Origin of the sequence: Kitasatospora sp. NPDC086009, from assembly GCF_044540385.1 — a bacterium.
Classification (GTDB): Bacteria; Actinomycetota; Actinomycetes; order Streptomycetales; family Streptomycetaceae; genus Kitasatospora.
The window spans coordinates 163119-183201 of the sequence record NZ_JBITSA010000016.1 but is presented as its reverse complement, the minus strand read 5'-3'; the positions used below and the strand labels follow the sequence as shown (position 1 = coordinate 183201).

Genomic DNA, 20083 nt, shown 5'->3' with positions numbered 1-20083 from the left:
CCACGGCGAACGGGTGAACGGGTGAACTGATGAACGGTGGAGCGGGCGGATCGGTGGGGCGGGCGGAGCGCTCCACCGTGGGGCGGTGGAGCGGTCCGACGAGGTGGGGCGGGAGGGACCGGCGGGGCGCGGGGGCCCGCGGACCGGTCAGCGCGTGGTGGCGCTCAGACCGTTGCGCCACAGGGAGTTGACCCGGCTGCGCTCGGTGCTGTTCGGGTACGGGTTGGTGCAGGAGGGGCCCGGGCCGCCGCCGGACATCAGCTCGCTGCACGGGCCCGAGTAGTGGTCCGGCAGGCCCAGCACGTGGCCGGTCTCGTGCGCCGTGACCCGGGTGGAGTCGTACTCCTGGTTCTGGGTGTAGTCGAGGAAGATGTAGCCGGATCCGTGGCCGTCGGTGCTGGCGTACGAGCCGTTGCTCGGGTCGTCGCCCTCGTAGTACGAGAAGTCGGCGTTCGCGCCGGACTGGAGGCGGACGTTGGCGACCGAGCCGTTCCAGATCTGGGCGCTCCGGGATATCTCGGAGGCGAAGGACGGCGCGTTGCTCGCGTCGTAGGTCACCACGACGGCCTTCAGGTACGGCGTGGCCGCCTGCTTCGCCCGCGCCGACTTCATCACGGCCTCGTAGAACGCCTGGTTGTCGGCCTTCCCGGTGCCCGGGTGCGCCGAGGCGGCGGCGGTGTAGTGCTGGGCCGCGCCGGTCGCGGGGGCGGCGGTCGCGGTGCCGGGCAGGGCGGCGAGGCCGGCGGCGAGCGCCAGGCCCAGGGCAGCGGAGAACGTCCGCGGAATGCGGTGCATGTGGGGGCTCCGATGGTGGGGTGCGCCGCGGCCGGTGGGGGCCGGTCGCGGGCATCGGATGAATGCTTGCTGTCCCCAGAGCTTGGGTCAGCGCGGCCGCGCGGCGGATGATGTCAACCGGCGATAGCACCGGGCAATCACCCGCGGAGCGGGGGGCGTTCGGACGGACGACCTGTCATGTCCCTGGCGTCACACCGAATTGACCGTTATGCTCCCGACGTGGAGCTCGACGTGAGACACCTCCGGGTGCTGTGCGCGATTGCCGACAGCGGCAGCCTCCGCAAGGCTGCGCTCCAGCTCGGCATGACCCAGCCCTCCCTCACCACACAGCTGCACCGCATCGAACGGGCCGTCGGCGGCACGCTGTTCACCCGCGAGCAGACCGGCAGCCGGCCCACCGCGCTCGGCCACTCGGTACTGTCCCGGGCCCGGCCGGTGATCGCCGAGATGGCCGCGCTGGTCGCCGCCGCCCGCCAGGAGGCCCGTGAGACCGCCAGCGGCGAGCGCGCCCGGCGGCTGCGGATCGGCAGCGTGGGCAGCAGGGCGGTGGCGGCCTGGCTGCGCCGGGTGCACGACCGGCTGCCGGAGACCGACACCACCATCCACATCGACATCTCCGCCAACGCCCTGCTGCGGATGGTCTCCGCCGACCAGTTGGACGTCGCCTTCGTGCACGAGAGCGAGGGCTTCCCGCTGAAGGTCCCGGCGGACACCGAGCACCGCGTCCTGATGGCCCGGGAGCCGCAGTTCGTCGCGCTCGCCGCGGGCCACCCGGCCGCCGCCCGGCCCGTGGTCCACCTGGCCGACCTCGCCGAGGACACCTGGATGGTCGACCCGACGGCCGACCACGAGTACGCCGCGATGCGCCGGGTGTTCAGCGAGGCCGGGCTCAACCCCCGCGTGGTGCAGGTGCGCGACAACGCGACCGCCGCCGAGCTGGTCGCCTCCGGCGAGGCCGTCCGCCCCTGCCAGCCGACCTCGGCTCCCGGGCCCGGCACCGTCGTCCGGCCGGTGCACGGTGACCCGCTGGCCGTCCGGCTGCTGCTCACCTGGCGGCCGCGGGCGCTCAGCCCGCCGGCCCTGGACGCGCTCTACGGGGAGCTGCGGGCCGCCTACCTGGACCTGGCCCGGGTCAGTCCGACCTACCTCGGCTGGCTGTCCCGGCACGGCCAGGCGCTCCAGCAGTTGGTCGGCCACTCCCACGGGCAGTCCACCGGCCACTCCGCCGGCGGCCCGCACGGCGACTCCCCCGGGCACCCCGGCGGACACCCCGCCGGGCACCCGGCCGCGGCCGCCCCCGGCCGACCGGAGCCTCAGGCCGCGCCGGCGGCGGCCCGGGCGTCGCTGCGCGCGTGCAGCACGACGCCCACCGCCACCGTGGCCGCGGTCACCAGGCCCGCCACCAGGACGCCGGAGCCGCCCGCCGCCGTGCACGCCAGCACCGCCGCCGAGGCGGCGGGCAGCATGGCCTGCTCCGCCCCGCTCTTGGTGTGCCGCGAGTGCAGCAGCCAGACGGTGAACAGGTAGATCGCGGTGGGGACGGTCACCGTCGCGGTGGCGACCGTCTCCGAGACGTGCGCCTTGTGGACCGCCGACTCCACCGCGACCTCCAGACCCGAGCCGATCGCCGCCGCCGAGCCGAACACCAGGTAGTGGCCGTAGCCCCAGGAGAAGGCCTGCCGGTTGGTGCGCAGGTGGTCGTGGACCGGCCGGGCGAAGTAGATCCACCAGGCCGAGAAGCAGATCAGCAGACCGCCGCCGGCCACCGGCAGCAGCCGGGCCAGTCCCTCGTGCTCGTCCACCGCCGACTGCACCGCCACGGTCGCCGCCGCCACCGTCTCACCGAGCACGATCAGGGTGAACAGGCCGTACCGCTCCGCGATGTGGTGCGGGTGCCAGCTGGTCCGGAGCCGCAGTTCGGCGATCACCGGCACGGACAGCTCGGCCGCGATGCCGATCGGGATCACGTACGCCCGGGCGTCGTGCGGCAGCAGCAGCATCACCACCCAGGCGAGCTGGCAGAGCGTGATGCCGGCCGCGTAGCGCAGTGCCACCCCGCGGGCCTGCCCCTCCTCGCCGGCCGCCGCGCGCAGCCACTGGGTGACCATCGCCAGCCGCATCACCACGTAGCCGACGACCGACAGCACCAGGTCCTGCTCGGCGAACATCCGGGGCACCCCGGCGGCGAGGATCAGCACCCCGGCGATCTGGACCAGCGTGGTGACCCGGTAGGGGACGTCGTCGCAGTCGTAGGCGGAGGCGAACCAGGTGAAGTTCATCCAGGCCCACCAGATCGCGAAGAAGGCGAAGACGTACCCGCGCAGGCCGTCCCCGTAGTGGCCGGCGGCCAGGTCGTGGGCGAGCTCCCGACCGGCCTGGCCGACCGCGACCACGAAGCAGAGGTCGAAGAAGAGCTCCAGCGGGGTGGCGACCCGGTGCGGCTCGTTCCGGCTGCGCGGGACCATCCGGCGCACCGGACGCGGGTCGACGTGGTGCGGGCGGGGTGCTGCGGCGGGATCGCTGGTCATGGACGGGTCTCCGGGCTTCGGGGCGGGCGGGCTGTACCCGCCGCATCCTGGCAGCGGCCCGGGCCCGGCGCACGCACCGGCGCGGCCGCCCCGCGCCCGGCCGGAGCGCCCCCACGCCCGCGCGGGAGACCGCTCGGGCCCCCCGGGCGCGCCACGTCGACCCGCGCCCGGTACGCCCGCACGCCGCTCCCGCACCGCGCCGCTCCGGGCACCCAGGTCCGTTCTGCCTTGCCGTCAGCGAGAGTTGACGACGCGGTGCGCGAACCGGGTGACAGCACGACGGGTTTCCGGCGCGCCCCCGCCGGACGGCCCGGCCACCCGGATGTCCCCGCTAGATTTTCCTCGGTTGGAGGCGCGCGGGTCCGGACGGACCCCACGACACGGGTGCCTGCGGGCATCGCGGAAGGTCAAGACCGGTGGCAGGACAGCGGGGGCGGCAGAGCCGTTCCACCCGTGTCCGCGCCACCGGCCTCGTGATCACCGCGCTGCTCGCCAGCGCCCGCCGTGCCGTCGACGCCCGCCGTGCCGCCGGCGCCACCACCGCCGCGGTGGCGGCCGCTACTTCTCCCAGCCCACCGTGGTGTAGTCGACGCTCGCCAGGCCGAACGCGCCGTAGTTCGCCAGGCCCTTGCGGCTCGCGACGACCGTCGGCCGCTGGTACAGCTCGACGGTGTGGCCGAGCTCCCAGATCTTGGCGTCCGCCTGGTTGTACAGCTTCGCGGCCTCCACCGGGTCGATGGTGCCGGCCGCCTTCTTGAGCAGCCCGTCGATCTCGGGCGTGCCGAGCTTGGAGTAGTTGCCGAAGACGTTGTCGCCCTGCGGCAGGCGGAAGTTGCTGAGGCTGCTGGAGAGCGGGAACGAGTCGGTGTTGCGCCAGCTGGCGATGGAGAACTTGCCCGGGTTGACGTACTTGGTGAAGAAGTCGTTGCTCGGGACCTTGTCGAGCTCGACCTTCACACCCGCCGCCAGCCACATCGACTGGGCCGCGGTGGCCAGGTCGAGCTGGGCCTGCGGAGCGGCGTCGGTGAGCACCCAGTGCAGGGTCAGCGGCTGGCCGTCCTTGGTGCGCGGCTGCCCGCTGCCGGCCTCCTTCCAGCCCGCCTCGTCCAGCGCCTTCTTGGCAGCGGCCAGGTCGAACTTGGCCCACTCGCCCGAGTTGTCCTGGTAGCCGGCCTGGTTGGGCATGAAGATGTGGTTGCCCAGCGGCTTGAACTCCACCGGCACGCCGTTGTTGGCGATCTTGATCAGCGAGGGGCGGTCCAGTGCCTTGCCGAGCGCCTGGCGCACCTTCTGGTCCGCCAGCGGGCCGCCGCCGCCGAACGAGATGTGCACCTCGTCCCACGGGCTGGCGGTCCGGATCACCGCGTCCTTGGCGTCCTTGAGCTGCCCGTACGCGGTGGCGGTGCCCGCCGTGGCGAAGTCGATCTCGTTGTTCAGGAACGCCTGGGTGGTCGCCGACTGGGACATCACCCGGAAGGTGATCTTCTCGACCTTGGGCTTGTTCCCCCACCAGGCCGGGTCCGGGACCAGCGTGATGGTCTGCGCGGTCTTGTCCGCCGTACCGATCTTCAACGCGCCGGCGGTGATCGGGATCTTCTCGACCCAGCCCTTGTTGAAGTCGTCGGCCGTGCTGATCCCGGCTGCCGGGATCAGCGGGCGGAACAGGTTCTGCCAGTCCGCGTACGGCTCCGAGAAGCTCACCTTGACCTCGGAGGCGTCGGCGCCCTGCTCGATCCCGGAGATCAGCTCGTAGCCGGAGGAGTCGGCGATGTTGTAGCCGTCCTTCTTGCCCCCGCTGGCCTCCCAGTCCGCCTTGAAGTCCAGGTAGCCGAGCGGCTTGCCGTCCGACCACTTGGCCTTCGGGTTCAGCTTGTAGGTGACGACCTGCGGCGAGGTCGAGGTGACCTTGGCGTCCACCAGGTAGTCGGGGGCCGGCTTGAAGGTGCCGGTCTCGTCCGTGGTGAAGAGGTTCGGCTCCAGGGCCCGCATGATCTCGACCGCGTCCCCGTAGCGGCCGTCCACCTGGAACGGGTTCCACTGGGTGATCCACTGGTAGAGCGGGAACCGGACCTCCCCGCCGTCGCGCAGCTGGTCCGGCGACTTGGCGTTGACGTCGATCGCGCCCTGTCTCGGGGGCTCGCTCTTGGCCACCTTGTCGGCCGACCCGCCGCCGCCCGAACTGCACGCGGTGGCGGCCAGCGCGACGGCCAGGGCGAGCACGGCGGCCCGGCCGGCACGGCGTACGGGCGTGGTGGAAGCGTCCATGAGGGTTCCCCCCGGGTGAAATCCATCAGGTTGGTGAGGGTTGAGCGTCGCGAGGTGTGGCGAAGCTTGAGCGTGGGCAGCCAAGTCGGTGCCGGCGGAGCGAACGTAACAGCCGATCAGCACGAGTACCAGGGGGCGGAGTTCACACCTGATCCAAACGAAACGGGCGGCAACACTGCCGCAACACCCCGGCCTTGAGCCGGTGCAACACTCCTGACCTGGACATTCCCCGACGGCTCCACCAGGGCCACCGACCGAAGGCCACCCACCGATGCCCACCCCACGCGTCGGCCCCGCCCCCACCCCGGGCGGCCGCTGATGCTCCGCTACCTGGCGAAGCGGCTCAGCTACTACGCGGTGCTGCTGATAGCCGCCGTGTTCCTGGCGTACGCGCTGTCCGCCGCCGCCCTCCAGCCGCGCGCCTACTTCGAGGCCAAGGTGCCGCGACCGGCCGCCGCCTCGGTCGAGCGCCAGCTCACCGACCTCAACCTGAACGACCGCACCCCCGTCGTCGAGCGCTTCGGCCGCTGGGCCGGCGACCTGCTCCACGGGGACCTCGGGCGCACCATCCACGACACCCCGGTGGCGGACGACTTCGGCCGGCGGATCTGGGTGTCACTGCGCCTGCTGCTCATCGGCAGCCTGCTCGGGATGGCCCTGGGCGTGGCCGCCGGGGCCTGGAGCGCGGTGCGCCAGTACCGGATATCCGACCGGCTGCTCACCGTCTTCTCCTTCGTGATGCTCTCCACCCCGGTCTTCCTGGTCGCGCTCTTCCTCAAGAACGGCGCCATCGCCGCCAAGGACGTCGCCGGCCACGAGGTGATCCCCTTCACCGGCTACGAGACCCCCGGGCTGGCCGGCGGGATCGGCGCCCACCTCGGCGACTGGGCGCTGCACCTGCTGCTGCCCACCCTCTCGCTGGCGCTCGGCGGCCTCGCCACCTACAGCCGCTACCAGCGCGGCACCATGCTCGACGTGCTCGGCTCCGACTACCTGCGCACCGCCGAGGCCAAGGGCCTCACCCGCGGCCGCGCCCTGGTCAAGCACGGGCTGCGGACGGCGGTGATCCCGATGTCGACGATGTTCGCCTACAGCTTCCTGGGCATCTTCACCGGCGCCGCCTTCACCGAGACCATCTTCGGCTGGCACGGGATGGGCGAGTGGTTCATCCAGTCCATCAACGAACAGGACGTCAACTCGGTCGTCGCCGTGAACCTGTTCGCCGCGGTGGTGGTGCTCGCCTCCGGCTTCCTCGCCGACACCCTGCACGCCGCCCTCGACCCGCGCGTGCGGTCCTGACCGGAGGAGAGCCGCCATGACCGCCGTCACCACGGAACCCGCCGAGCCCGCCGAGCCCGCCCGGTCCACCGGTTCCGCCGTACCCGCTCCGCCCGCCGCACCCGCCGCACCGGCCGCACCCGTGCTGCCGCTCGTCGCGGGCGCCCCGGGCGCGCTCGACCTACCCGCCGTCGCGGCCGCACCGGGCGTCGCCGCCCCGCCCGTCGACGCCCCCGCGGCGGCCGGCCGCGGCCGGCTCGTCCTGGCCCGGCTGCTCGCCGCCCGCTGGGCGGTGGCCGGCACCGTCGTCGTCCTGCTGCTGTTCGCGCTCGCCTTCGGCGGCCAGTACCTCACCCCCTGGGACTACGCCACCCCCGACTACACCGCCCTGCGCCAACCCCCCTCCGGCAGCCACTGGTTCGGCACCAACGGGGTCGGCCAGGACGTCTTCGCGCAGACCGTCCGCGGACTGCAGAAGTCCCTGGTGATCGGCCTGCTGGTGGCGCTGTTCTCGACCGTGCTGGCCTCCCTGGTCGGTGCCTGCGCCGGGTACTTCGGCGGCTGGACCGACCGGGTGCTGATGTTCCTGGTCGACCTGATGCTGGTCTTCCCCAGCTTCCTGATCATCACGATCATCTCGCCCCGGCTGAAGGGCACCGGCTGGCTCGCCTTCGTGCTGCTGCTCGCCCTCTTCAACTGGATGATCACTGCCCGGGTGGTCCGCTCGATGACCATCTCGCTGCGCGAGCGCGAATTCGTCCGCGCCGCACAGTTCATGGGGGTGCGGCCGCTGCGCGTCATCACCCGGCACGTCCTGCCGAACGTCGCCTCCTTCCTCATCATCGACGCCACCATCGCGGTCGGCGGCGCCGTGATGAGCGAGACCGCGCTCTCCTACTTCGGCTTCGGTGTGAAGGCCCCCGACGTCTCGCTCGGCACCCTGCTCGCCGCCGGGACCAGCGACGCCCCGGTGTTCCCCTGGCTGTTCTACTTCGCCGCCGGGCTGCTGGTGCTCTTCGTCCTGGCCGTCAACCTGATCGGGGACGGGCTGCGCGACGCCCTCGACCCGACCACCGAGATCGCCCGGACCCCTCGTAGGACTCGTAGGAAGCGCGGAAGAACGTGACCACCACCGTCGAGACCCCGCTGCTGGCCGTCCGCGACCTGCGGGTCGACTTCACCGGACCGCGCGGCGCCACCGTCCCCGCCGTCCGCGGCGTCGACCTCAGCCTGCGCCGAGGCGAGACCCTGGGCATCGTCGGCGAGTCCGGCTCCGGCAAGTCCGTGACCGCCCTGGCGGTGCTCGGACTGCTGCCGGGCACCGCCCGGGTCCGGGGCTCGGTGGCCCTGGACGGCAGGGAGCTGGTCGGCCTGCCAGGCCGTGAGCTCGCCGCCATCCGCGGCAGCCGGGTCGCCATGGTCTTCCAGGACCCGCTCTCCGCCTTCACGCCCGTCTACCGGATCGGCGACCAGATCGTCGAGGCGCTCCGGATCCACCAGCGCCTCGACAAGCAGGCCGCCCGCGAACGGGCCGCCGAACTGCTCGACCTGGTCGGCATCCCGGCCCCGGACCGCGCGCTGGACAGCTTCCCGCACGAGTTCTCCGGCGGGATGCGCCAGCGCGCGATGATCGCCATGGCCATCGCCAACGACCCCGACATCCTGCTCGCCGACGAGCCCACCACCGCCCTGGACGTCACCATCCAGGCCCAGGTGCTCGACGTCCTGCGCACCGCCCAGCGCGAGACCGGCGCCGCGCTCGTCCTGGTCAGCCACGACCTCGGAGTGATCGCCGGGATGGCCGACCGGGTCGCCGTGATGTACGCGGGCCGGGTGGTCGAGACGGCCGGCGTGGACGAACTCTTCGCCGCGCCCCGCCACCCCTACACGCTGGGCCTGATCGGCGCGGTGCCGAGGCTGGACGGCCGGGGCGGACCGCTGGTGCCGATCCCCGGCGCCCCCGCGCCGATGGCCGAACTGCCGCCCGGCTGCCCGTTCGCCGCGCGCTGCCCGCTGGTCGAGGAGCGGTGCCGGACGGCGGAACCGGACCTGGGCGGACCGGCGGCGTCCGGCGGGAGTGCCGAGGAGGCGCACCTGGCCGCCTGCGTGCGGGCCGGGGAACTGGCCGAACTCCGGCCCGCGCCCGCCGAGGTCTACCCCGTACCGCCGGTGCCACCGGCCGCGGCCGCCGTGTCCGGGCCGCGCGGGGAGCGCCCGGCGGTGCTCTCCGTCAGCGGCCTCACCAAGACGTTCCCGCTGCTCAAGGGCACCGTCTTCAAGCGCCGGATCGGCGAGGTCTACGCCGTGGACGGAGTCGAGCTGGACATCCGGCAGGGCGAGACGCTCGGCCTGGTCGGCGAGTCCGGCTCCGGGAAGTCCACCACGCTGTTCGAGCTGCTGCGGCTCGCGAAGCCGGAGTCGGGCCGGATCGAGCTACTCGGGCAGGACACCGCCGGGCTCTCCCGCTCGGCCGCCCACCGGATGCGGTCCCACCTGCAGATCGTCTTCCAGGACCCGATGGCCAGCCTCGACCCCCGGATGCCGATCGGTGACATCGTCGCCGAACCGCTGCGGGCCCAGGGCACCGACCGTGCGGAGATCGGCCGCCGGGTGCCCGGACTGCTGCGGCAGGTCGGCCTGGATCCGGCGCACGCCGTCCGCTACCCGCACCAGTTCTCCGGCGGACAGCGCCAGCGGATCTCGATCGCCCGGGCCCTGGCCGTCCGGCCGAAGCTGCTGGTGCTGGACGAACCGGTCTCCGCGCTGGACGTCTCCATCCAGGCCGGGGTGCTCAATCTGCTCCAGTCGCTCAAGGCCGAGCTGGGCCTGTCCTACCTCTTCGTCTCGCACGACCTGTCGGTGATCAGGCACCTCGCGGACCGGGTGAGCGTGATGTACCTCGGGCGGACCGTCGAACAGGGCGAGGTCTCCGCCGTCTTCGAGCGGCCCCGGCACCCGTACACCCGGGCGCTGCTCTCCGCCGTGCCGCTGCCGGACCCGGCCGCCGAGCGGGCCCGCAGCCGCATCCTGCTGGCCGGCGACCCGCCCTCGCCGACCGCGCGGCGCACCGGCTGCCCGTTCCGCACCCGCTGCCCCGTCTACGCCGGGCTCGAAGCCGCGGCGCGGAAGCGCTGCGAGACCGAGGCCCCGCCGCTGACCGGCCCCGCGCCGGACCTGGACCACCAGGCGGCCTGCCACTACCCGGAGTAGTGGCACCCGGCGGCGCCGACCGTCACCGCGCGTGACCGGATCGTCTCGATTCGGCAGATCGGCCGGACTCCGTGTAATGTCGTGCGGGTCAGCAGGCGCCGCTAGCTCAGTTGGTTAGAGCAGCTGACTCTTAATCAGCGGGTCCGGGGTTCGAGTCCCTGGCGGCGCACATGGCAAGGTCTCAGGCCGTCCACTCCGGTGGGCGGCCTGAGGCGTTTCCGGGGCCTGCGCCGGGAGGCTCCGGCGCGGGGCTCAGCGGGTGTCCAGGATCGCCGAGGCCACCGCGTCCGGGCGGTCGAACATCAGCAGGTGCCCGGCCGGGGCCGTGCTGCGGAAGTCGCCCCCGAGCAGCGCGGCGAGACCGCGCTGCTCGGCCAGCCGGGCCCGGGTGCGGCTGCCGCGGCACCCGTCGTCGGCGGCGAGCACGGTGACCGGCAGTCCGGGCGGCAGCGGTGCGGTGCCCCGCAGTTCGTCCAGTTCGGCGGCCATGTCGAGGTAGCACGCGTTCTCCCGGAGCAGGGCGCGCAGGGCGCGCCCGGTCCGGTAGCAGTGCCGGACCAGCGGCGCCGGGGCGAGGTCCTCGTGGCGGACGGTGGTCGCCCGGGCGACCAGCCCGCGCACGGTGGGCCCGAGCAGGTACGGCGCCGCGACGGCCGTGGCCGCGCCCGCGACCGCGCGGGCCGCCAGGTCGCGCAGCCCCGGGGCCGGCAGCGGCCGCGGGTCCGGCTCGACGCTGCCGTCCAGCAGGACCAGCCCGGCCGTCCGGCCCGGGTGGAGCCGCGCGAAGGCCTCGACGTGGAACCCCGCCAGCGAGTGGCCCGCCACCGTGCACGGCTCGCGCAGTCCGAGCGCGTCCAGCACGCCCCGGATGCGGGCCGCCTCCCCCGCCGCCGTCGGGGCGGGCCGGGTGGCGGGCTCGGAGGCGCTCAGCCCGTACCCGGGCCGGTCGAAGCGGACCACCGTCCGGTAGGGGGCGAGGAAAGGCACCACGAGGTCCCAGTCGAACCAGCTGCTGCCCAGCCCCCCGGTGAGCAGGCAGACCGGTCCGCCGCCCTCGGTGCGCACGTGCAGGGGCGTCCCGTCGATCCGCAGGAACATCGCGGAGCCGCGGGCCGCCGGTCCGGTCATCGCGGTTCCACCCCCTCGCCCGCCGGCCGGAGCGGCAGGGCGGCGACGGCGAGCCGTGTCCCCCGGCGGCCGGGGCGGGAGCTGGGCACGTTCCCACCCTAACCGGGCACGAACTCCGCCCCAACCGGGTGGAAACGGGCGCCGTGCCGGGGGTGGACGGGCCCTTCGCCCCCGGTGGTTCGGGGCACCCGGCCGGACCGTGTATTGTTCTCCAGGTCAGCAGGCGCCGCTAGCTCAGTTGGTTAGAGCAGCTGACTCTTAATCAGCGGGTCCGGGGTTCGAGTCCCTGGCGGCGCACAGACACTTGGGGAGCCTCTCGCAGTCGCGAGAGGCTCCCTGATTTTTTGCCCTTCGACGTCCGTTTTGCGTGTGATGTCGGTCTCGCTTGCCGCTTCGGCGGAGCCAACCGGCCCGCTCGGCACGTCCTGGGCTGTACACCGGAAACGGGGCAAAGGTCCCCAACCGTCGACATTCCCGTTTTGTGCTGGCCGCACGGTTCGCCCGCAGGAAAGGCTGCCGCTTTGTCCCCAAACACCCGGAGCGGCCGACGCCCGCCGTCCCTCGGGCTCCGCCCGGTGGAGCGCCTGAAGCGCTCGCCGGAGGGTCCGGCCGGCGGCCGCAGGCCGCGCCGCCCGAAGCGCACCGGCTGGCGCCGGCTGATCCCGACCTGGCGGATGAGCCTGCTCGGCCTCGCGGCCGCGCTGCTGCTCGGCGTCGGCCTGTTCGCCCTGGGCATCGCCCTGGTGAAGGTGCCGGACGCGCACGCCGCCGCGACCGCCCAGAGCAACACCTGGCTCTACCAGGACGGCTCGGTGGTCGCCCGGACCGGCCAGACCAACCGGCAGAACGTCGGCCTGGACAAGGTCTCCCCCGCCGCCCAGCACGCCGCGCTGGCCGCCGAGGACCGCAACTTCTACCACGAGGGCGCCGTCAACGTGTCCGGTCTGGTCCGCGCCGCCGTCAACACGGCCAAGGGCGAGGGCACCCAGGGCGGCTCGACGATCACCCAGCAGTACGTGAAGAACACCTACCTGAACCAGAAGCAGTCCGTCACCCGGAAGGTGAAGGAACTCTTCATAGCGATCAAGGTGGACGCCACCGAGACCAAGGACGCCGTCCTGTCCGGCTACCTCAACACCTCGTACTACGGGCGCGGCGCCTACGGGATCCAGGCCGCCGCCCAGCAGTACTTCGGTGTCGACGCCGCCGCGCTCGACCCGGCGCAGGGGGCCTACCTGGCCGCCCTGCTGAACGCCCCGAGCGCCTACGACGTGGCCACCGCCACCCCGGCCGGCAAGCAGAACGCGGTCAACCGCTGGAACTACGTCCTGGACGGCATGGTGAAGGAGGGCTGGCTCTCCGCCGAGGAGCGGGCCGCCACCGCCTTCCCCGACGTCAAGGGCCCGCAGGCCCAGCTCGGCCTCTCCGGTCAGGCCGGCTACCTGGTCAACGCGGCGACCGAGTACCTCACCGCCAACAACGTCATCACCGAGTCCGAGCTGGCCAAGGGCGGCTACACCATCAAGCTGAGCGTCGACCCGGCGCGCCAGCAGGCCCTCCAGGACTCGGTCCAGGCGCAGCTGCACGACACCCTCGACCCGGACAAGCGGAAGAAGGACGCGAACGCCCAGGCCGGCGCCGTCTCCGTCGACCCGAGGACCGGTGCCGTGGTCGCCCTCTACGGCGGCGTCGACTACACCAAGCACTACGTGGACAACGCCACCCGCCGGGACTACCAGGCCGGGTCCACCTTCAAGGCGATCGCCCTGGCGGCGGCCCTGGAGAACGGCGCCAAGACCCAGTCCGGCCAGACCGTCACCCCGCGCACCGTCTACGACGGCACCAGCGGGCGCAAGGTCCGCGGCGGCAAGGGCACCCCGTACGCGCCGCCGAACGAGGGCGACAAGAGCTACGGCCAGGTCACCCTGCAGCAGGCCACCGACTGGTCGGTGAACTCGGTGTTCGCCCAGCTCGCCCAGGACACCGGCCTGCAGAAGGTCCGCGACACCGCCGTCGCGCTCGGCCTGCCCAGCAACACCCCCGGGCTCGACCCGGTGCCGTCCATCCCGCTCGGCGCCGCCACCCCGAGCGTGCTCGACATGGCCGGCGTGTACGCCACGCTGGACAACGGCGGCAAGCAGATCACCCCCTGGCTGGTGCAGTCGGTGGACCGCGAGGGCGAGGCGCTCGCGCTGCCGGCCCACAAGACCACCCAGGCGGTCGGCGAGGAGACCGCCCGCCAGGTGACCTCGATGCTGGAGGGCGTCGTCGGCGACCCGGGCGGCACCGGCTGGCGGGCGAAGTCGCTGGGCCGCCCGGTCGCCGGCAAGACCGGGACGACGGACGACCAGAAGTCGGTCTGGTTCGTCGGGTACACCCCCGAGCTGGTGACCTCGGTGGCGCTGTTCGGCCAGGACCCGGGCAGCGGCGCCCAGGTCAGCCTCAGCGGTACCGGCGGGATCGACGGCGCGGCGGGCGGCCAGTACCCCACGCAGATCTGGACGAGCTACATGAAGGCCGCGCTCAAGGGGCAGCCGGTCACCGACTTCGCCGAGCCCTCGGGCAAGGACTGGTCGGGCGGCAGCGGCACGGCCGGCACCGCCGACAGCTCGCCGTCGCCGTCCGGGTCGGCCTCGCCGTCGGCCACGCCCGGGAGCGGCGCGACCGGCGGGACGACCGGCGGCGCGGGCAACGGCTCCGGCCCGACCGGCACGCCGGGCGGCCCGGGCGGCTCCGCCGGTACGGACCAGGACGGCTCGCGGTCCGGTGGCGCGACCACCGCACCGACCCAGCAGCCGACCCAGCAGCCGACCTCCCAGCCGACCGGCCGGCCCACCCGGTCGCCGCAGCCGACCACCGGGCCCAGCACGGCCCCGACCACCGGGCCGACCACCGCGCCCCAGCCTTCGGGCGGCACGGGGACGGGCACGGGGTCCGGTTCGGGCACGGGCGCGGGGTCGCCGGCGGGGGCCGGCACGGGCACCGGGCAGTAGCCGGCCGCGGGCGTCGTCGCCCGACGGGCCCGGAGCGGAGCCACCCGGCTCCGCTCCGGGCCCGTTCCGCGTTCCCGCGGGCAGGGCGGCCACCGTGGCGGACCCCGCCACTGCGCACAGTTCAGTGCAGGACCAAATGACGAAATGGCGCCTTACCGAATCGGCGGTATGACTGTCACAATGCCTCGGTGCACAGCTCAAAGCCCCTGACCGGCCACGCTCCGGGCAGAACTCTCGGCCTCTCCCTCGCCCTGGTCTCCGCGTTCGCCTTCGGCGGCTCCGGCACCGCCGCCAAGCCGCTGATCGAGGCGGGACTCTCACCGCTGCACGTGGTCTGGCTCCGGGTGACCGGCGCCGCCGTGGTCCTGCTCCCGCTGGCCTACCGCCACCGGGCCGCCGTGCTCCGCCGGCCCGGCCTGCTGATCGGCTTCGGGCTGCTCGCCGTCGCCGGCGTCCAGGCCTGCTACTTCGCGGCGATCTCCCGGATCCCGGTCGGCGTCGCCCTGTTGATCGAGTACCTCGGACCGCCGCTGCTCATCGGCTACGTGAAGTTCGTCCAGCGCAAGCCGATCAGCCGGGGCGCCGCCGTCGGCGCCGGGGTGGCCGTGGCCGGTCTGGCCTGCGTGGTGGAGGTCTGGAACGGCCTGGGCTTCGACGCGCTGGGCGTGCTCTTCGCCCTCGGGGCGGCCTGCTGCCAGGTCGGCTACTTCGTGCTGGCCGACGCCGGCAGCCGGGGCGACCGCCCGGTCGACCCGATCGCCGTCAGTGCCTTCGGGCTGCTGATCGGCGCGGTCGTACTCACCGTCCTCACCCGCCCCTGGGAGGCCGACTGGGGGCTGCTCGGCGGGCAGGTCGTGATGAACGGGCACTCGCTGCCCGCACTGCTCCCGGCCGCCTGGATGGTCCTGGTCGCGACCGTGCTCGCCTACCTGACCGGCGTGGTCTCCGTCCGGCACCTGTCGCCGCCGGTCGCCGGGGTGGTGGCCAACCTGGAGGCGGTCGTCGCCACCGTGCTGGCCTGGATCCTGCTCGGCGAGCACCTGGGCCTGCCGCAGACGGCCGGCGGCCTGCTGGTGCTGGCGGGCGCGTTCGCGGCCCAGGCGAGCAAGCCGTCCCCCGCCGCGGCACCGGTGGAGGTCGCGGCACCGACGGACGACCTGACGGGGGCGGGAGCGGGGGCGACCGCGCCCGGCGAGCGCCTGGCGCGGACCGCCGAGGCCCCGGACGACGGGGAGCGGGGAACCGCCGCGGTCAGCGGCCGACCCAGCCGAACCAGTCGAGGTGACTGAGCGGCCACACGACGGCCGCCACCGGCCCGACCACGTTGTCCACCGGTACGGCGCCGCCGCCCGGGCCCCGCTGGTGGTAGCGCGAGTCGGCGGAGTCGCTCCGGTGGTCGCCCTCCACCCAGACGTACCCCTGGGGCACGGTCACCGGACCGAAGTCCAGCCCCGCGCAGGAGTCGTCGCCGGGGTGGAGGTAGGGCTCGTCCACCTTCGCCCCGTCGACCGTCAGCGTGGTGCCGGAGCACTGCACGGTCTGGCCGCCGGTCGCGATGACCCGCTTGACCAGGTAGTTGTCGTCCTTCGGCGGCACCAGGCCGACGAAGCCCAGCACCGAGCCCACGGCCCGGGTGACCGGGTTCCCGTCGGTCGGCTGGGGCGGCAGCCAGTCGCCCGGGTCCTTGAACACCACCGGCTGGCCGGGCTCCGGCTCCCAGCCGGTGAGCGGAGCGAGCTTGTTCACGCCGACCCGGTCGCCGATCCGCAGGGTGTTCTCCATGGACCCGGACGGGATCATGAACACCTGGAACAGGCAGGTCTTGATCAGCAGCGCGACCAGCAGGCCGACCGCGGCCATCACCGGGATCTCGATCCACCAGGGCCGCGGACGGCGCCCCGACCGGCGGGCCTTCGGGCTCCTGGGCCCCTTGCCGCCCCTCGACGCCTTGCGCGACTGCGCCCGGCGGGCTTCCGCCCGGCCACCGGGAGCACCGTCGGCGCCGCGTCCGGGGCCGGCGGCCGGGGCCTGAGCGCTCCCGGCATCGCCGTGCGTTTCGGGCAGGTTCACCGCCATCGTCGCTGCTCCACCTCTCCGGCTGGGGGAACCTGCACGCTACGCCACCCGGGAAGCCACGCGAAATCGCGCTTTTACCCGTGCCAGACATCGCGGACCCCTCCCGCCGGGGGCCGGCCGGCCTCCGGGACGCGGCCCGGCGCGGGCGCCGGAACGCGGGGAGGAGCGGAGGGACACGAAGGAACGCGAGGAAGCGCGGGCCGATGCGGTCAGGCGCGGGCGATGGCCTCGTGGTGGCGGATGACCTCGGCGATGATGAAGGTGAGGAACTTCTCCGCGAACACCGGGTCCAGGTGGGCGCCGGCCGCCAGCTCCCGCAGGCGGCGGATCTGGTCGCGCTCCCGCGCCGGATCGGCCGGGGGCAGCTTGTGCTCGGCCTTGAGCCGGCCGACCCGCTGGGTCGCCTTGAACCGCTCCGCCAGCATGTGGACCACCGCGGCGTCGATGTTGTCGATGCTCTCGCGCAGGCTGGTCAGCTCGGCCCGGACGGCGTCGTCGATCCCGTCGGACGGTCCGGTCTCGGGGGTCGTGGGGTGATCCGTCATCGGGGCGGCTCCGCGGCTCTCTTAGGGTGGGCACCCGACCGTCCGTCGGCCGGGGCTCGGGCCCGGGCAAATCTAACAGGGCACTCGCCGCGCATCCGCACCATTTGGCTCAGCCGTCCACGATCCGGACGCCGGCCGGACCGGTGACCGGACCGGTGACCGGACCGCGGATCGGCCGCCCGGCCAGGGCCGTTGCCGGCCGGCGGGCGGACCGGCCGCCGTCGGGCGCGGCGCCCTGGAGCGTTACCCGTGATCGCCCCCCCGGCCTGCCCGTAGGCTGGTGCGCGGCATGACCGGAAGTGACGGGACGGCAGTCCCCCAGTAATGGAGGTACCGATCGTGGCAACCACTCGCACCGCGCACACCGAATGGGACGGCAGCCTGCTCGACGGCAAGGGTCTGGTGACCTTCGACTCGTCCGGCATCGGCGAGTTCCCGGTTTCCTGGCCGGCGCGCGCCGAGACGCCGAACGGCAAGACCAGCCCGGAGGAGCTCATCGCGGGCGCGCACTCCGCGTGCTTCTCGATGGCCCTTTCGCACGGCCTCACCGGCGCGGGCAACCCGCCCACCAAGCTGCAGACCAAGGCGGACGTCACCTTCCAGCCCGGCACCGGCATCACCGGCATCCACCTGACCGTCGTCGGCGAGGTGCCCGGCCTCGACGAGGCGGGCTTCGTGAAGGCCGCGGAGGACGCCAAGGCGAACTGCCCGGTGAGCCAGGCCCTGACCGGGACGACCATCACCCTGACGGCCACGCTGGCCTGACGCACCGCCGCCCGCCGCTCCCCGGCGGCGCGCTCCCAGCGCTCGACAAGCGCCCGGGGCGCACTTGTGGAGCACACGCCCCTGGCGCACATCATGTGATGTGTACCGGGGGCGTCTGCATGTACCACCTCAGATGCCGTGAAAGCAGGCAAATCACCCTGGCGGCGGTCACCGCGTGTTGCCGCCGCGTCCTATGATCGGCCGCAGCGCCCTGTTCTTCACGCGGATCCCCCACGCGAACGCTCCACAGCGAGCGTTGCGCACCGGACCGTGAGGACCTCGACAGGGCGCGGGAGCCGGCCGCCGCAGTTCCAGGTGACCGGCCTGACCAGCATCAAGCGTCAGCAGCGGACGGGAGCATGCCGTGCCGGGCCAGAACGAGGGGGCCGACGCACACGCAAGCGTGCGGCACGAACAACCGCACCAGCACCACCACCTCACCTTTCCGCACCTCCGCCCGGCCCGGGGCACCGACGGGGCACCCGGTGCCCCGTCGGACGGCGCGTCCGACGCGGGGTCAGGGCGGGGGCCGAGGGCCGACGATGCGGCGGGCGCCGCCCGCTGTCCCACCTGCTCGGCCCCGCTCGCCGACGGAACGCACCGGCCCGCCGACCCGGCCGGTCCCGCCCCCGCTCCCACGCCCGGGAGCACCGACCGCCTGCTGGCCGCGCTGAGCGCCAGCGAGTCCCGGTTCCGGGCCGCCTTCTGCGACGCCGGGATCGGCATGGCGCTGCTCGACCCCGACGACCGCATCATCGAGGTCAACCCGGCCTTCGCCACCCTGGTCGGCTGCGGGGTCGTCGACCTGGTCCGCACCCACATCCACGACATCATCGACCCGGAGGGCATGCCCGACCGGCTCTTCCCCGAGCTGGTCCGCGGTGACCGGGAACGCGTCCGGGTGGAGAAGCAGCTCAAGCACCGCGAGGGCCGCACGGTGTGGAGCAAGGTGACCATCTCCCTGATCCGGGACGGCGCCGGCAACCCGCAGTACACGCTCGCCATGGTCGAGGACATCACCGAACAGCGCCGGCTCGGCGACCGCCTGGAGTACCAGGCGCTGCACGACCCGCTGACCCGGCTCCCCAACCGGACCTTCTTCTTCGACCGGCTCGACGCGGCCTGCCTCACGGCCGGGAACACCGCGACCGCGCCGGGGACCGCGGAGACGGCTGCGGACCGGCCGGACGGCCGTCGGGTCGGGGTCTGCTACCTGGACCTCGACGGCTTCGCCGCGATCAACGAGACCCTCGGCCACCACATCGGCGACCAGCTGCTGATCGCGGTCGCCGCCCGGCTCCGGCACGGCGTCTCCGACCACAGCTCCCACCTGGTCGCCCGGATGGGCGGCGACGAGTTCGCCGTCCTGGTGGCCGACAGCCGGGGCAGCGAGCAGCTCACCGAACTGGCCGCCCGGCTCCTCGAAGCGCTGGAACGCCCCTTCGACGTGTCCGGGCACCGGCTGGCGGTCACCGCCAGCGTCGGCGTCGTCGAACGGTCGGTGCACGAGACCACGCCCGCCGACCTGGTCAAGGACGCCGACTCCACGCTGTACTGGTCGAAGGCCGACGGCCGGGCCCGCTGGACCCTCTACGACCCGGACCGGGGCGCCCACCAGCTGACCCGTCAGCTGCTCGCCACCGCGCTCCGTCCGGCCCTGGAGCGCGGCGAGTTCACCGTCGAGTACCAGCCGCTCGTCGGCCTCGCCGACGGCGCCGTGCACGGTGCCGAGGCCCTGGTCCGCTGGCGCCACCCGCGCTACGGGACGCTCTCGCCCGACCGCTTCATCCCGCTCGCCGAGGAGTCCGGCGCGATCGTGCCGCTGGGCACCTGGGTGCTGGAGGAGTCCTGCCGCCAAGCCCGGCGCTGGCTCACGGAGTTCCCGGACAACGAGACCTTCGTGAGCGTCAACCTGGCCGCCCGTCAGATCTGGGACTCCGACGTGGTCGCCGACGTGGCCCGGGCCCTGGAGAGCTCCGGCCTGCCGGCCCGGCTCCTGCAACTGGAGATCACCGAGAGCGCGTTGCTCGGCCCCGGCGGGCGGCCGCTGCAGTCCCTGCAGGCCCTCGCCGACATGGGCGTCCGGATCGCCATCGACGACTTCGGCACCGGCTACTCCAACCTCGCCTACCTCTCCCGGCTGCCGGTGCACGTCCTGAAACTGGACGGCACCTTCATCGAGGGCTTCCGCGACCCGGACCCGGCCGGCCGCACCGGCCTCCCCGGGGCCGGCTCGCGCCGGAGCGACGCCGACGAGCAGATCGTCGGCGCCATGGTGCAGTTGGCCCACACGCTCGGGCTGACCGTGACCGCCGAGGGGATCGAGAGCGCGGCGCAGGCCGAGCGGCTGCGGCTCACCGGCTGCGACACCGCGCAGGGCTGGTACTTCGCCAAGCCCGGGGAGGCGGAGCACGTCGCCGCGATACTCCGCGAGCGCCGCCCGCGGCCGGCCACGTCATGACGACGGCCCGGCCGCGCCCCTGGTCGGGGGCCGGCCGGG

13 protein-coding genes, 2 tRNA genes and 1 pseudogene are annotated in these 20083 nt (G+C 73.6%); 10 read left to right on the top strand and 6 right to left on the bottom strand.

From position 1 onward, the window contains the following. Nucleotides 1-147: 147 nt before the first annotated feature. A complete protein-coding gene (gene snpA / locus ACIF6L_RS30770) occupies nucleotides 148-795 on the bottom strand; it encodes a snapalysin (RefSeq protein ID WP_352295627.1) in 648 nt (215 codons plus the stop codon). Nucleotides 796-972: 177 nt separating this feature from the next. Here snpA and ACIF6L_RS30765 point away from each other — a divergent pair. Further along, nucleotides 973-1848 (top strand): annotated as a pseudogene (locus ACIF6L_RS30765) (LysR family transcriptional regulator); the annotation flags it as partial. Nucleotides 1849-2108: 260 nt separating this feature from the next. Here ACIF6L_RS30765 and ACIF6L_RS30760 read toward each other — a convergent pair. Both ACIF6L_RS30760 and ACIF6L_RS30755 read right to left on the bottom strand, forming a co-directional pair. Continuing rightward, a complete protein-coding gene (locus ACIF6L_RS30760; RefSeq protein ID WP_359805023.1) occupies nucleotides 2109-3323 on the bottom strand; it encodes a low temperature requirement protein A in 1215 nt (404 codons plus the stop codon). Between the two features lie 558 nt (nucleotides 3324-3881). Further along, nucleotides 3882-5588 carry an ABC transporter family substrate-binding protein gene (locus tag ACIF6L_RS30755; protein ID WP_396490637.1) on the bottom strand — a complete coding sequence of 569 codons (1707 nt, stop codon included), beginning with the start codon at nucleotides 5586-5588 and terminating at the stop codon, nucleotides 3882-3884. Nucleotides 5589-5906: 318 nt separating this feature from the next. Between ACIF6L_RS30755 and ACIF6L_RS30750 the strand changes: the two genes are divergently transcribed. From ACIF6L_RS30750 to ACIF6L_RS30735, 4 genes are all read left to right on the top strand, one after another. Continuing rightward, entirely contained in the window at nucleotides 5907-6887 is a 981-nt protein-coding gene (locus ACIF6L_RS30750; protein ID WP_329487777.1) for an ABC transporter permease, read from the top strand. A 16-nt stretch (nucleotides 6888-6903) separates the two neighbouring features. Beyond that, nucleotides 6904-7992 carry an ABC transporter permease gene (locus ACIF6L_RS30745; protein WP_396490638.1) on the top strand — a complete coding sequence of 363 codons (1089 nt, stop codon included), beginning with the start codon at nucleotides 6904-6906 and terminating at the stop codon, nucleotides 7990-7992. Then, a complete protein-coding gene (locus ACIF6L_RS30740; RefSeq protein ID WP_396490639.1) occupies nucleotides 7989-10076 on the top strand; it encodes a dipeptide ABC transporter ATP-binding protein in 2088 nt (695 codons plus the stop codon). The genes ACIF6L_RS30745 and ACIF6L_RS30740 overlap by 4 nt, the downstream gene beginning before the upstream one ends. 95 nt (nucleotides 10077-10171) lie before the next feature. Then, nucleotides 10172-10245, top strand: a tRNA-Lys gene (locus ACIF6L_RS30735). A gap of 83 nt (nucleotides 10246-10328) precedes the next feature. Here ACIF6L_RS30735 and ACIF6L_RS30730 read toward each other — a convergent pair. Further along, entirely contained in the window at nucleotides 10329-11204 is an 876-nt protein-coding gene (locus tag ACIF6L_RS30730) for an alpha/beta fold hydrolase (RefSeq protein ID WP_396490640.1), read from the bottom strand. Nucleotides 11205-11427: 223 nt separating this feature from the next. Between ACIF6L_RS30730 and ACIF6L_RS30725 the strand changes: the two genes are divergently transcribed. The 3 genes from ACIF6L_RS30725 to ACIF6L_RS30715 all read left to right on the top strand — a co-directional run bounded on the left by ACIF6L_RS30725 (nucleotide 11428) and on the right by ACIF6L_RS30715 (nucleotide 15486). Further along, nucleotides 11428-11501: transfer RNA gene (locus tag ACIF6L_RS30725), tRNA-Lys, on the top strand. Nucleotides 11502-11779: 278 nt separating this feature from the next. After that, a complete protein-coding gene (locus tag ACIF6L_RS30720) occupies nucleotides 11780-14197 on the top strand; it encodes a transglycosylase domain-containing protein (RefSeq protein ID WP_396490641.1) in 2418 nt (805 codons plus the stop codon). Nucleotides 14198-14385: 188 nt separating this feature from the next. Next, the gene (locus ACIF6L_RS30715; protein WP_396490642.1) at nucleotides 14386-15486 is read left to right on the top strand and encodes an EamA family transporter; all 1101 of its coding nucleotides are present in this window, start codon (nucleotides 14386-14388) and stop codon (nucleotides 15484-15486) included. On the opposite strand, the gene lepB is transcribed toward ACIF6L_RS30715, so the two are convergent. Beyond that, on the bottom strand, nucleotides 15449-16273 hold the full coding sequence (gene lepB / locus ACIF6L_RS30710) for a signal peptidase I (protein ID WP_396490643.1): 825 nt from the start codon (nucleotides 16271-16273) through the stop codon (nucleotides 15449-15451). The genes ACIF6L_RS30715 and lepB overlap by 38 nt on opposite strands. A 209-nt stretch (nucleotides 16274-16482) precedes the next feature. Further along, entirely contained in the window at nucleotides 16483-16818 is a 336-nt protein-coding gene (locus ACIF6L_RS30705) for a chorismate mutase (protein WP_329487784.1), read from the bottom strand. Nucleotides 16819-17157: 339 nt separating this feature from the next. Between ACIF6L_RS30705 and ACIF6L_RS30700 the strand changes: the two genes are divergently transcribed. Both ACIF6L_RS30700 and ACIF6L_RS30695 read left to right on the top strand, forming a co-directional pair. Next, nucleotides 17158-17583: an OsmC family peroxiredoxin gene (locus ACIF6L_RS30700; RefSeq protein WP_352295645.1), complete on the top strand. Its 426-nt coding sequence runs from the start codon at nucleotides 17158-17160 to the stop codon at nucleotides 17581-17583. 403 nt (nucleotides 17584-17986) lie between these two features. Beyond that, nucleotides 17987-20044 (top strand): putative bifunctional diguanylate cyclase/phosphodiesterase, encoded by a 2058-nt coding sequence (locus ACIF6L_RS30695; RefSeq protein ID WP_396490644.1) that lies wholly within the window; start codon nucleotides 17987-17989, stop codon nucleotides 20042-20044. Nucleotides 20045-20083 lie beyond the last annotated feature (39 nt).

What these genes read in the sequence shown, in the direction of transcription:
- ACIF6L_RS30705 (WP_329487784.1), bottom strand. Translation starts at nt 16,818, where the DNA reads ATGACGGATCACCCCACGACCCCCGAGACCGGACCGTCCGACGGGATC.
- ACIF6L_RS30750 (WP_329487777.1), top strand. Translation starts at nt 5,907, where the DNA reads ATGCTCCGCTACCTGGCGAAGCGGCTCAGCTACTACGCGGTGCTGCTG.
- ACIF6L_RS30730 (WP_396490640.1), bottom strand. Translation starts at nt 11,204, where the DNA reads ATGACCGGACCGGCGGCCCGCGGCTCCGCGATGTTCCTGCGGATCGAC.
- ACIF6L_RS30745 (WP_396490638.1), top strand. Translation starts at nt 6,904, where the DNA reads ATGACCGCCGTCACCACGGAACCCGCCGAGCCCGCCGAGCCCGCCCGG.
- snpA (WP_352295627.1), bottom strand. Translation starts at nt 795, where the DNA reads ATGCACCGCATTCCGCGGACGTTCTCCGCTGCCCTGGGCCTGGCGCTC.
- lepB (WP_396490643.1), bottom strand. Translation starts at nt 16,273, where the DNA reads ATGGCGGTGAACCTGCCCGAAACGCACGGCGATGCCGGGAGCGCTCAG.
- ACIF6L_RS30755 (WP_396490637.1), bottom strand. Translation starts at nt 5,588, where the DNA reads ATGGACGCTTCCACCACGCCCGTACGCCGTGCCGGCCGGGCCGCCGTG.
- ACIF6L_RS30760 (WP_359805023.1), bottom strand. Translation starts at nt 3,323, where the DNA reads ATGACCAGCGATCCCGCCGCAGCACCCCGCCCGCACCACGTCGACCCG.